The sequence below is a fragment of the Breoghania sp. genome, assembly GCF_963674635.1.
Taxonomy (GTDB): Bacteria; Pseudomonadota; Alphaproteobacteria; order Rhizobiales; family Stappiaceae; genus Breoghania.
The window spans coordinates 3911828-3924484 of the sequence record NZ_OY771475.1 but is presented as its reverse complement, the minus strand read 5'-3'; the positions used below and the strand labels follow the sequence as shown (position 1 = coordinate 3924484).

Here is a 12657-nt window from a genome sequence, read left to right as displayed (position 1 = left end):
TTTCGCGCCGACCGTGCCCGGTCTGACATGCAAGCGGCCCGTAACCGTTCAAGGGTGTCCGGGCCACTCGGTTTGTGGATGAAGCGGGGATAACCCAGCCCCAGTCCGAATTAATCTGCCGCCGCTGCGCTCCGAACCGGCCTCAGGCGACGGTGAGGATCGCAAGCAGCCCGGCAAGCCCGAAGGCATATGCCGAGGGAATCCAGCCCTTTTGCCCCAGAGCAAGGCCGACGACGGCTGCGACGATAGTCGCCAATAATGCAACCCAGCCAGCGAGAATGGAATAGCCGCTGCCAAGTCCGAAGATCAATAGACACAAAACCACGTTGATCGTGGTGATCGCACCAATCTTCGAAAAGGCGATGAAACCGGCATAGGTTTTCTCGTGTTCGGCGTAATCCATCGCCGAAGGATTGTTTTCACTCATTGTCGCTCCCTTCGCGAATGCCTGATCGGCCGTCCGCTCACCAGTGAAAGTGAACCATAGACACTGCGACGAAATGAAGCGCAAGCCCTTCGTAGGGTCAACTGGAATTGTTCTTTGGTGCCAGCCCCGCCCCCTGTCAGGCAGGTTGCAGGCCGACGCCGGTCAACAGAGCCTCCTGCCGCCGCTCCACCTCGCCTTGGTCGAACGCCTCAATCTGCTCGTTGAAGAGCCGATAGAAGTTCAATTCCGCCCTCAGGTGCAAGAAGACACCACCGAGGCCGATCGCCGCACGGTCCATGAACACGAATTCCCGCGGCACCTTGACCGGCCCGTGTTCGCGCAACGCCTGATGCACACGAAACGCCTCCCGCCGGCCATATTCCGCCGGACTGACCCCGTCCGCGATGGCGCGGGTGCGGTCATCCAGAAGCGGCCCGTAGATGAACCGGGCCCAGATATTGAGCGCATCGATCAGCTCCCGCGTCAGCCCCTTGAAGCCCCATGTCTCATAGGCCTGGACGACCCACGCTTCATCACCCTCAAGAAGACCGCGATAAAGATCGACGACACCCGCCACGAATCGCCCTGGGAAAATGCGGATGCAGCCATAGTCGAGCAGGTTGATCCCCGCAGGCGCTCCCTCTTCCTCAAACACCGTGTAGTTGCCCAGATGCGGATCGCCGTGAATGAGCCCCACATGGGAGAAGGGATGCCACCATGCCTTGAACATGGTGCGCGCAATGGTGTTGCGCGCCTCAAGCGGATGGTCGCGATAGCCCAGAAGCGGGCGCCCCTCCAGCCAGCTCATGGTGAGAAGGCGGCCCGTGGAAAGCGCCTCCACCACCTCCGGCACGCGGATTGAGGGATCGTCGGCAAAGATCTCGCGATAGGCCGCCATGTGACGCGCCTCGCGAACATAATCCAGCTCCTCACGCACCCGCTCGCCCAATTCTTCCGCGATCTCGCTGGTGTCGATGGCGGGCTTCATGCGGCGGTGGATCGACAGGATCATGCCGAGTTGAGCAAGATCCGCCTCCACGGCGGAAGCCATGTCCGGATATTGCAGCTTCACGGCAAGCTTGCGCCCGCCCGCCCCCACCGCTTCATGCACCTGACCGAGCGAGGCTGCCGCCGAAGGCGTGTCGTTGAATTCTTCGAAGCGGTTTCGCCAGTCGCGCCCGAGCTCTGCCATCATGCGCCGCTTCACGAAGGCGCGGCCCATGGGCGGGGCCGCCGATTGCAGCGTCGCAAGCTCGCTCGCATATTCGGCCGGAATGGCATCGGGGATGGTGGAGAGGAGCTGTGCAACCTTCATGAGCGGGCCCTTGAGCCCGCCGAGCAACGCCGTCAGCTCCGCGGCATTGCGATCGTGATCGCGCCCGCCGCCCACCAGCCGCGCGCCTGCGACCCTGGCGGCGAACCCGCCCATCTGCGTCCCCACCCGTGCATAGCGACCCACCCGCGCGGAAAGCCGGTTTGCCTCGCGGTCGCGCCTTGTCTCGTCATCAACCATGGATGCTGGTGCCCTGTTCCCGATCGTGAATGCCGTCACGGTGAAAGAACATGTAGGGCGCGGACGGGCCATCCACACCCCCAAATACGCATATTCAAACCAGAGTTACCGCCCCATGAACGAGACAGGAGCGCCCTGGCCGAGCGGGTCGGATGCGGTACGTCGGCTTTGGGGCAAGCCGCCCCTGTTTTCAGGGATTTGCAAAGACGCAGCCGTCAGACGCCGCTTGCTGGCCATTCCAGGCCTGCTCTTAACGGCCACGACCCTAGTTGATCGAGACAAGCGACAGCGTCACCACAGCGGGACCATCGAAACGGTCGGTCCTGAGGGAGCCATAGATGCGGCGCTCAAAGCCTGCGTTGAAGAGCCGGGCCGGGCGGTCGAGAAGCCCCGACAGCTGGCGTTGATCGGGATGGTGCAGATCCGCGAAGGCGCTGGTGCGGGTGCTGTGCTCGCCGGAAATCATGCGCGCCTCGTTGGGACGCGGCAGTGACGCGAAGCGAGCGAAAGGATCGCGCGCGCTTGCCGGAATGCGGCCCGACAGGACAGGCGACCGCGCCTTGTCGCGCGCTTTGGCGAGTGTCCGTTCAACACGCTCGGCTATCTCCGCGCCATGATTGGCGGAGGCGCTGGCCAGCGCCGCGCGGGCTTCCTTGCGAAGATCGTCGGAGGCGACCAGATCGCCGATCCCGGAAGCGGACGCAGTTGCGCGGCGCGCGCCCCGCTCGGCGCCCGGAACGCCCGAACCGTTCGAAAGCTGAGAATTGGAAAGCGCGGAAGAGCGCGGACGCAGGGCCGGAACCGGTTCTGATCCCGGCGCATAGGCGACCAGCGTCGGATTGACGGCATCCCCCCCACGTCCCGGTTTTCCAGCCGCGGTGATCGCATCGATGGCATCGATGGCGTCGACCGGCCGGCTCACGCGCTGCGGCTTGGCCAGCGGCAAGGCGGCTACGACGATGGGAGCGGCGGGGGAAGCGATGGGCTCTTCTTGCGCGATGGCAGCGGGCTGGGCCAGCTCACCCGGCTTGGACGGCGGGGTCACGTCGGCAGTGCGCACACCGGGAAGAACCGCCCCCGACCCGGCAGTGGACGCAACGCTCGGCGTCGCGGGTTCGGCCGGCTGCGAGCCGACATTTGCAGGTGGCGTCGGCGTATTGCGGCCGAAGAGCGATGCAAGAAGGGACCCTCCCCCTGCATTGGCCGCGGTGGCCGGCTGCCGGATGGCCGGATTGCTGTCGGCAGCCGTGAGAACCTGGCCGCGCGTGTTGAGCGGAGAGGGACGCACGCTGTTGCGAACCGTATCGCGCGTATTGGAGGCAACCGCGACCGGACGTGTGCGGCTGTCGCGCGACTGCAATTCGGCCAGTGCCTGCTTGTAGCCGGGCATCGGCTTGCCGTCGCTGGGAATGTGGATGGTGCGCCCATTGGGGAAGACGCGCGCAAGCTGCTGGCGCGTCATGCGCGGCCAGTGGCGCACACTGCCCGTATCCATATGGACGAAGGGGGACCCGGAGGTCGGATAATAGCCGACGCCGCCAACCTGCTGACGCAGCCCGATGGCGCGCAGCTTGGCCAGATTGGCGCCGGGAATGAAGAAATCCATCGCCTTGCCGCGCATGTGCTGGCTTTTCTTGGCAACACCGCGCGAGCGGGACCGCAACATGTTGTTGGTTGCCGGGGAGCGATAGCCGGAGACGACGTGAATGTAATCGCTGGAGCCGGATTCGCGATAGACCTGCCAGATGAGGTCAAACAGTTCCGGGTCCATCTTGGTGGCTTCATTGCGCCGCCAGTCGCGCAGGAACTGGTTCAGATCGCGCAGACCCGACTGGATGTAGCGCCCGTTGCGCTTGAACGCGATGGTGGCGCGTTCACCGGTGTGATTGTTGTAGAGCTTCAGCGAGCGCGTCTCGGCCGTGGCCGCCGAAGACAGCCCGGTCAGGGAGACGAGGGTCACGAACACGCCGACAAAAAAGGCGCGTGTCGTGGCACTCAGCGGGAAGCGGAGCAGATACTCGCTCAATGTGTTTCTCGCATTCTGCCGCGAGGTCGCGACGGCATGTCGCCAACCCTTGTTACCCGGCACCCCTGATACCCCCGAGTGTCCTTAAAATACGACAGACTCGGTTAACGAGTTTTTACCGTATTTCGAAAGGAAACAACAACCACGCGGATTGGCGCATGTCCGCTTCGCCGACGTGGAAAATCCTGGGGCAGGACAGCCATGGGAACCGGGAAACTCAGTCTCGGATTGCCTAAAACTCGGCCCTGCCCTCGGTACGGGCACCGAGTCAACATGGCAAGCGGGCGATTTTGCGGCAAGAATGGCTGCGCATTTTGACACAGGTCTTGAGTTCCCCTGCGTCGGGGCCTGTATTGTCTGCATCAAAGGCAAGTCGTCCGCAATGACAGACGCCCCATTCCCCCACGCCGACAGCACGCAAGCCCGGTCGCGGACGCCTATTGTGCGGCGTCCTGGCCGTTGGAGGCCTCCAGACCGTAGTCCTTCAATTTCCGGTAAAGCGTGGAACGGCCGATCCCCAGACGCCGGGCCACTTCCGCCATCCGCCCGCCATAGTGATCGATGGCGGTGACGATCATGTCGCGCTCCACGCTTTCCAGCGTCTGGACATGGCCGTTCTGATCGAGCGCCCTCAAGAACCCGAAAGGCGCCGCGCCTTCGACGAAACCGGCAAAGCCGCCCGAAGGCGCGCCCGCCTGGCCGGAAAGCGCCGCCGGCTGAGGGGCCGTTTGCGCCCCCGAATGATATTCGACATGCCCGACCCAGTCGCCCCGCGCCCCATATCCGGGCACCGGCTGCGGTGTCACGGCCTCGCCCGCGATAAGCGGCGGCTCGATCTTTTCCGGCGTGCCCAGGAGGCTCGCGCTCATGCCGACGCCGCGCGTCGAACTTGCGCTGCGCCCGGCGCACTGGGCCTGGACCTGCGGAAAATCGTCGGGCCTCAGGCAGGTGTCGTCGCACAGCACAACGGCACGGAAAACCGCGTTTTCCAGCTGCCGGATATTGCCCGGCCAGTCATAGGTCTGGAGAAGCTGTACCGTGTCCGGCGCGACGGTGGAAATCTTGGGCTTGTGTTCTTCTGCCGCGAAGCGGGCAAGGAAATGCCGCGTCAGCTCCGGAATATCCTCCAACCGGTCACGCAAGGGCGGGATCCAGATGGGAAACACGTTGAGCCGATAATAGAGGTCCTCGCGGAAACGGCCTTCCTTGACCAGATCCATCAGCCGCCGATTGGTGGCGGAGATCAGACGGAAATCGATCTTCTGCGGACGGCGTGCGCCGACCGGATCGATCTCGCCTTCCTGGAGCGCGCGCAGGAGCTTGACCTGCACTTCGCTCGGCAACTCGCCCACCTCATCGAGGAAGAGCGTGCCGCCATGGGCTTCCTGGAACTTGCCGACATGTTTGTCGACGGCGCCGGTGAACGCGCCCTTCTCGTGGCCGAACAGGATCGATTCCACGAGATTTTCCGGGATCGCCCCGCAATTGACCGTGACAAAGGGTTTGGCGGCCCGGTCGCTCTGGCCCTGAATGGCGCGCGCGATCAATTCCTTGCCAACACCGGATTCGCCTTCGATCAGGATCGGGATATTGGAGGCGGCGGCCCGTTCGCCGAGCCGGATCACGCGCTCCATGGAAGAGGACCGGGTGATGATGTCCTTGAAGGTCAGCGTGCCGCCTGCAAGCTTGCGGAAGCGCACGATCTCTCCCTCAAGGGCGGAGACCTTCAGCACGTTGCGGATCGAGACCTCCAGCCGCTCCGGGCTGATCGGCTTGACCACGAAATCCTGAGCGCCCGCGCGCATCGCGCCGACCACCGTATCGATGCCCGCCTGCGCGGTCTGCACGATCACCGGCGTGGCGTTGCCCTCCGCGCGCAGCTTTTCAAGCGTCGCGAAACCGTCAAGCTCCGGCATCACCAGATCGAGAATGACCAGATCGATGTCGCTGCCTTCGGACGCAAGCATCACCTCCAGCGCCTGAACGCCGTTTTCCACCACCCGCGATGCATATCCGAAGCGGCGCACCGCCTCTTCCAGCAACCGGCGCTGCACCGGATCATCATCGACGATCAGAATACGTCCGCTCATGTGTACAGGCACTCACTCGGTCTGAATTCCACCGCTGCGGCTCTTGCCGGATCGGACACCCCAAGGGCGCAATCCCGGCGCGACTCGGCTCGCTCGCGGCTGTCTCATTTCGATCCATTGTGATTGTGGCCGGTTAACAAATAGCCAAACCCACGCAAGTCCCCGATCCGAAACATCACCAAGCTCGCAGGCCCTTCCGAAAGCGCCGGCGAACCCTATATGCTCCCCCACCAACAGCTTCATCGCGGGCTTTCGCAAAGGGCTTCAGACCCGGCCGCACGGCCCGTGACCTCACCATTCGTTTCGGAGCAAACATGTTTTCCATGAAACCCGTTTCCGCCCCTGCCGACGCCGCCGCAGCTGATACGCTCGGCGACCTGCCGGAATGGAACCTCACCGACCTTTACCCCTCCATGGACGATGCGTCCGTGAAGGCTGATCTTGAAAAATCGGTGGCGGATGCGCGCGCTTTCGAGGCAGCCCACAAGGGCAAGTTGGCGGATCTGGCGCGCGATGACGCGGCGGGCCTTGCGAAGGTTGTGAAGGAATACGAGGCGCTGGAAGAACTGCTGGGCCGTCTGATTTCCTTTGCCGGTCTCGTCTATTCCGGCCAGACCACCGATCCCGCCCGCCAGAAATTCTACGGCGACGTGCAGGACAAGCTGACGACGGCCGGAACGCATCTGCTGTTCTTCACGCTGGAACTGAACCGCATCGAGGACGCCGTTCTGGACGCCGCCATGCATAATGCCGAGCTTGGCCACTACAAGCCCTGGTTCGACGATATCCGCAAGGAACGCCCCTTCCAGCTCGAAGACCGGGTTGAGCAGCTGTTCCATGAAAAGTCGGCCACCGGCCGCGCCGCCTTCAACCGTCTCTTCGACGAGACCATCTCCTCGCTGCAATTCGAGGTCGACGGCAAGACGCTCGGCGTGGAGGCCACCCTCAACTACATGCAGAACCCCGAGCGCGAAAAGCGCAAGGAGGCGAGCGATGCTCTCGCCAAGGTGTTCTCCAAGAACCTCTCCACCTTCACGCTTGTCACCAACACCCTCGCCAAGGACAAGGAAATCTCCGATCGCTGGCGCGGCTTTGAGGATGTGGCCGACAGCCGCCACCTCGCCAACCGGGTGGAGCGCGAGGTGGTCGATGCGCTGGTTTCAGCCGTTCACGAGGCCTATCCGCGCCTGTCGCACCGCTATTACGCGATGAAGGCCAAATGGCTCGGCCTCGACACCATGATGCACTATGACCGCAACGCGCCCCTTCCCAAGGCCGATGATCGCAAGATCCCGTGGGATGAGGCCAAGTCCACGGTGCTTGACGCCTATGCGCGTTTCTCACCCGACATGGCGGAGATCGCGGAACGCTTCTTCGACCGGAATTGGATCGACGCACCGGTGCGCCCGGGCAAGGCGCCCGGCGCCTTCGCGCACCCGACGGTTCCCTCCGCACACCCTTATGTGCTGGTCAATTACCAGGGCAAGACGCGGGACGTGATGACGCTCGCGCACGAGCTTGGCCATGGCGTTCACCAGGTGCTGGCAGGCCCGAATGGCGCGCTGATGGCCCCGACGCCGCTGACATTGGCCGAAACGGCAAGCGTCTTCGGCGAGATGCTGACTTTCCGCTCGCTTCTGGAAAAGGCCCCCGATGCGCAGGCCCGCAAGATCATGCTCGCCTCCAAGGTGGAGGACATGATCAACACGGTGGTGCGCCAGATCGCCTTCTACACCTTCGAGCGCCGCGTCCATACCGAGCGCCGCGAAGGCGAACTGACCGCCGAGCGCCTCGGCGAGATCTGGATGGACGTCCAGCGCGAGAGCCTCGGGCCCGCCTTCACCTTCGGCGAAGGCTACGAGACCTTCTGGACCTACATTCCGCACTTCATCCACTCGCCCTTCTACGTCTACGCCTATGCCTTCGGCGACTGCCTCGTGAACTCGCTCTACGCGGTCTACGAGGAAGCGGAGACCGGCTTCCAGGACAAGTATTTCGAGCTTCTGAAGGCGGGCGGCACCAAGCACCACTCGGAGCTTCTCGCCCCCTTCGGTCTGGACGCCACCGACCCCGCCTTCTGGCAGAAGGGGCTTTCGGTCATCGAGCGCATGATCGACGAACTGGCCGCCATGGACTGAGCGCGAGACACAAATCGAGATCGGAAAGGGCGGCCTTGGGGTCGCCCTTTTTTCTTGCCCGCGATCCCCCCGCCGCTGGCTCCATCGCAACCTTGATCTGGTCCTTGCGTAAAGTGCTGATGCCCGGTCATTCTGGCGGCATGGAACCAGTTCGCACGCCCCTTCCCCACACGCCCTATGATGGCGACAGGTCCCCCTTCACGGTCGGCCTCGCCCCGCTCGATCTCCATGACTGGATCGAGATCGACGACCAGCTTGGCGATTACCTGGAACAGAAGGCTGAGCTTTTCCGGCACGATGAAAGTGCGGTCTTTGCCGCCGAGCCGGAGACGCTCGATGCACAGGCCGAAACGCTGGCGCTGCTTGTCGAGCACCTGCCGAACCGGTTTCCCGATCTCTACCGCTTCGACGGGGCGACGCTCACCGTAACAGCAACGGGCGAAAGCCATCGCATCGCCGACCATGCCGCGGCGCCCCTGAAGCTTGCCGCCCTTCTGGTGCAGGAAGACCTCGTCCTGATGCGCAAGGGGCCAAACGGCTACCGGCTGGCCGCCGCCGCCCTCACCTTCCCCTCGTCATGGTCGCTTCGGGAGAAGTTCTCGCAGGACATGACCGCGATCCATGAAAACGTGCCTGGCTTCAACGGCGCGCGCATGGGGGCGATCGTCGGGCGGATCTTCGAAAACCTGCCCGTGGACGCTCCGGTCTGGCGGCTCAACTGGTCGATCTATGGCGATGGCAAGCTGCATCACCCGGCTGCGAAATCCCTGGAAGCGCAGATCGGTGAGGGCGATCCGTCCTTTTTCGTGCGCGTGGAACGCCAGACGCTGCGCCGTCTGCCGCAATCGGGCGACGTGCTTTTCACCATCCGCGTTCATGTCGATCCCTTCGCAGCCTTTGCCCGCCATCCCGACGGTGCCCGCCTTGCAGCAGGGCTGCGCGCCCAGCTTCTGGCGCTCGATGCCGACCAGCTCGCCTACAAGGGCCTGACAGGGGAACGCGACCGGGTGATCGCCGCGCTTGAGGCCATCGCCGGCGCGGTCAGGCAGGCAGGCTGAGACGCCAGGCGCACATGAAAACGGCCCCTTGCGGGGCCGTTCATCAGAACCGGCAGGCAAAAGCCTGCCCAAAGGAGCCGTGTGGCTCAGTCTTCCTGCGGAGCACCCGCAGACAGCATGCCGAGCGCATGCAGGTAGAGATCGAGGATCGCTTCCTGCTCTTCGCGCTCATGCGGCTCCTGCTTGCGAAGACGCACGACCTGACGCAGGATCTTGACGTCAAAGCCCATGGCCTTGGCCTCGCCGTAGACGTCCTTCACGTCGTCGGAAATGGCCTTCTTTTCTTCTTCAAGCCGCTCGATACGCTCCACGAAGGCGCGCAACTGATCGGCGGCAACCCCACCCGTGTCAGCCATGGTGAGAGCTCCTCATTTGGGTTGATGGAATCGGCGCGCGCGAAACGGCGCGCGGAAAATTCGGGTCGCTTGGGTGCCAGAAACAAGGGAGCCGGTCAAGGCGCGATTGATCCCACACGCAGGACATTGTCAGCTTCCCCGAGGGGACAAAGCCGCGCACCTCAGAACAATCAATGGGCTGGCTTGTTCACCTCGAAGGCCGCCTTCTGCTCGGCGCTCGCCTCGCTCTGATAGCGGGTCTTCCACTCCTCGTAAGTCATGCCATAGACGATTTCGCGCGCGGCATCCTTGGAAAGCTCAAGCCCCCTGTCCGCCGCCGCATCCTTGTACCAGTTGGACAGGCAGTTGCGGCAAAAGCCCGCGAGGTTCATGAGGTCGATATTCTGCACATCGGTGCGGGTGCGCAGGTGTTCAAGCAGGCGCCGAAAGGCCGCCGCCTCAAGTTCCGTGCGCGTGGCCTCGTCGATATCGATCTTGCTTCCGGACATGCCGTCCCTCCCGAACCTGTGAAATCTCTCCGACGCCTTCAGATCGGGCCCCGCACCCGAAACGTCAAGACGCGCGCTGGCTCACGTCCTGTTGCGCTGTGCCTGCCGGGTGCGCGAAGGATCCGCGCGCGAGCCATAGTGGCGGACCACATGGGTCTCCTCCACCGCGTTCACCTCGCGCAGGATCGGCTCCAGCCGGTCCGCCCAGTCGGCGACACCTTGCGCATTGCCGATGAGATCCTGCCTCACCTCGATAAGCGCATGGGCAAGCCCGCGCGTGGTGGCGTGCTTGTACATGGTGTCATTGCGCAAGGCGCCATCATAAGGCTCGTTGTCGCCCACGATCAGCGCCGGATCGCGCGCCAGCGCCGCAAACAGGATATCCGGCACACGCGGGTCAAGATCCCACAGGATCGACGTGTGCCAGGGCCGCGCCCACCCGCGCCAGATCGCCGTGAACGAATGGATCGAGATGATCACGGGCGGACGCCCGCTCGCCGTCATCCGGTCCAGCGTTGCCGAAACCGTCTCGTGATAAGGCCGATAGTAGCGCTCGATCCGTTTCTGACGCTCTTCCGCGCCGATATAGGCGTTTTCGGGAATGAGCGCGCCATCGGAGATGCGCATCACCAGGGTGGGATCGTCCTCACCCCGGTTCGGATCGATCAACAGGCGCGAAAAGGTGGTCAGGACCGCGGGCGCGCCGAGCCGGGCGGCGAGCGTGTGCGTCAGGTCCCTGGCGCCGATATCGTAACCGATATGCCGCTCCAGCTGTGCGCGCGGCAAGCCCAGTGTGCCGTAAGCCTGCGGAAGCTCGTTGCGCGCATGATCACACAGCAGCAACAATCCGCCGCTCTCGTTGCCTGCAAGGATTTCGACCGGTTCAAAGTCTTGCGCAACACCAGCTTCAAGAGGGGACGCGCTGTCTCGGTTCACGCTGTGCATGGGTGGTCCGTTTGGAGCCGGATGGCCCGATTTAGGGTGACGTGGATAATCGCTTGCCATAGGAATGGGCGCATCGTCCACCCTGCGCGATGGATTGCACGATTGAAGCGCCGTGCTGAAACCGCCTTTTGGGCATGCGCAGGCAAAGCGAAACCACCGAAAACCGAATGATCGCGCCCATATGCGCCATGGGCCGATGAAACGAGCCGCCCGCAAATGTCGACCACTCCTCAAACACCCACAGCCCCCATTGCCGAGGCAGGCACCGTCGCGGTCGCCGTCGTGGCTCTTCTGGCGGGCGCGGTCGCAATGGGCGTCTCGCCGGTCTTCGTGCGCTATGCGGAAGTGGGCCCCTTCACCAGCGCCTTTTATCGCGTGACCCTCGCCCTGCCGCTGCTGGCGCTGTGGGCGCGCCTTGAATCGGGCGGCCAGTCTTGCCCGCGCTGGAACCGCGCAACGGTTCTGGCCGGCCTCTTCTTTGCCGGCGATCTCATCTTCTGGCACCTGGCCATCGTCAACACCACAATGGCCAACGCTACGTTCCTGGCGACCATGGCGCCGGTGTGGGTACTGATGGGATCGGGCCTCTTCATCGGGGAACGGGTGACCCGGCAGATGTTTTTCGGCCTCGGCTTCTGCCTGCTGGGCGCGGGCGCGCTTGTCGGCTCCAGCGTGCAGCTGGAACCGGAACGGCTGGACGGCGACCTTTATGGCATCATCACCTCGATGTTCTTCGGTGCCTATTTCCTCGCCGTGCGCGTTGCCCGCCGCCATGCCCGCCCGGGGCTCGTGCTTTATCGCTCCACGCTCATCACCGCCGCCGCCCTCTTCGTGGCCGCCCTTGTCATGGAAAACGACTTCACCCCCGCAAGCTGGGCGGGCGTCGCCGCCTTGATCGCGGTCGCCGTGATCAGCCATGCCGGAGGCCAGGGGCTGCTCGCCTTCGCGCTGGGTCACCTGTCGGCGGGCTTTTCCTCGCTGGTGATCTTCCTTGAGGCCGTGGCGGCCGCCTTCTTCGGCTGGCTGATCTTTTCCGAAACCCTGTCGCCGCTCCAGTTTGCCGGCGGCGCGGCCATTCTCGTCGGCATCTGGGTGGCCCGCCCGCGCCCCTCAAAATCGAACGCCGCCGATCTGGCGGCCCCCGGGGCAGCCCCCTTCACCGGTGTGGAGCAAGGCCCCGTTGCGGAAACCGGCGAAACAGCATCGTCACCTTTCGAAACGCGCCCGTAATCGGGTCGGTTGTACACACCGCGCGATTTCGATGACACGTTCGCAAAGCCGGAAATACTAAGCCCCTGGATCGCCAGAAATACGGAAACGGTAACAGACCGCTCCGGCGGCAGGATCGTCTTGGATAATCAGGGCAAGACCCGTTTGACTACGCACGGCCTTGATACCGCCTCATTTTTCGGGCGAAACCACACTGTCTGTTGAGACATGCGACGCTGCGTTTGTTCGGTCGGACGAAACGCCAATATATACGGGCCTGACTGGAACGTCTCCGGCACTCAAAGAGGGTGACGTTGACAAACGACCGTAACATTCGCAATAAGAACAATAGTTTCCATTGCGGACTTAATGATCACCCCATGAAGTCGTCCAACCTTACAAGACAA

The 12657-nt window shown here is 63.5% G+C and carries 10 protein-coding genes; 3 read left to right on the top strand and 7 right to left on the bottom strand.

Annotation, left to right across the window (positions count from 1 at the left end; translation table 11 throughout):
- Window positions 1-142: 142 nt before the first annotated feature.
- The 4 genes from ABGM93_RS17030 to ABGM93_RS17015 all read right to left on the bottom strand — a co-directional run bounded on the left by ABGM93_RS17030 (window position 143) and on the right by ABGM93_RS17015 (window position 6056).
- Entirely contained in the window at window positions 143-427 is a 285-nt protein-coding gene (locus ABGM93_RS17030; RefSeq protein ID WP_321501482.1) for an aa3-type cytochrome c oxidase subunit IV, read from the bottom strand.
- 136 nt (window positions 428-563) lie between these two features.
- On the bottom strand, window positions 564-1940 hold the full coding sequence (locus ABGM93_RS17025; RefSeq protein ID WP_321501480.1) for an AarF/ABC1/UbiB kinase family protein: 1377 nt from the start codon (window positions 1938-1940) through the stop codon (window positions 564-566).
- Window positions 1941-2205: 265 nt separating this feature from the next.
- Window positions 2206-3966, bottom strand: coding sequence for a DUF882 domain-containing protein (locus ABGM93_RS17020; protein WP_321501478.1), 1761 nt, complete (start codon window positions 3964-3966; stop codon window positions 2206-2208).
- A gap of 437 nt (window positions 3967-4403) precedes the next feature.
- Window positions 4404-6056: a sigma-54 dependent transcriptional regulator gene (locus ABGM93_RS17015; RefSeq protein ID WP_321501477.1), complete on the bottom strand. Its 1653-nt coding sequence runs from the start codon at window positions 6054-6056 to the stop codon at window positions 4404-4406.
- Between the two features lie 314 nt (window positions 6057-6370).
- Between ABGM93_RS17015 and ABGM93_RS17010 the strand changes: the two genes are divergently transcribed.
- Together ABGM93_RS17010 and ABGM93_RS17005 are read left to right on the top strand one after the other, a co-directional pair.
- On the top strand, window positions 6371-8194 hold the full coding sequence (locus ABGM93_RS17010; RefSeq protein WP_321501476.1) for a M3 family oligoendopeptidase: 1824 nt from the start codon (window positions 6371-6373) through the stop codon (window positions 8192-8194).
- Between the two features lie 119 nt (window positions 8195-8313).
- On the top strand, window positions 8314-9252 hold the full coding sequence (locus ABGM93_RS17005; RefSeq protein ID WP_321501474.1) for a DUF3445 domain-containing protein: 939 nt from the start codon (window positions 8314-8316) through the stop codon (window positions 9250-9252).
- A gap of 86 nt (window positions 9253-9338) precedes the next feature.
- Here the strand turns inward: ABGM93_RS17005 and ABGM93_RS17000 are convergent, their stop codons facing one another.
- The 3 genes from ABGM93_RS17000 to ABGM93_RS16990 all read right to left on the bottom strand — a co-directional run bounded on the left by ABGM93_RS17000 (window position 9339) and on the right by ABGM93_RS16990 (window position 11041).
- On the bottom strand, window positions 9339-9608 hold the full coding sequence (locus ABGM93_RS17000; RefSeq protein WP_319775067.1) for a DUF2312 domain-containing protein: 270 nt from the start codon (window positions 9606-9608) through the stop codon (window positions 9339-9341).
- Between the two features lie 170 nt (window positions 9609-9778).
- A complete protein-coding gene (locus ABGM93_RS16995) occupies window positions 9779-10096 on the bottom strand; it encodes a DUF1244 domain-containing protein (RefSeq protein ID WP_321501472.1) in 318 nt (105 codons plus the stop codon).
- Window positions 10097-10177: 81 nt separating this feature from the next.
- Entirely contained in the window at window positions 10178-11041 is an 864-nt protein-coding gene (locus ABGM93_RS16990; protein ID WP_321501470.1) for an N-formylglutamate amidohydrolase, read from the bottom strand.
- Between the two features lie 216 nt (window positions 11042-11257).
- On the opposite strand from ABGM93_RS16990, the gene ABGM93_RS16985 reads away from it, so the two are divergent.
- Entirely contained in the window at window positions 11258-12271 is a 1014-nt protein-coding gene (locus ABGM93_RS16985; protein WP_321501468.1) for a DMT family transporter, read from the top strand.
- Window positions 12272-12657 lie beyond the last annotated feature (386 nt).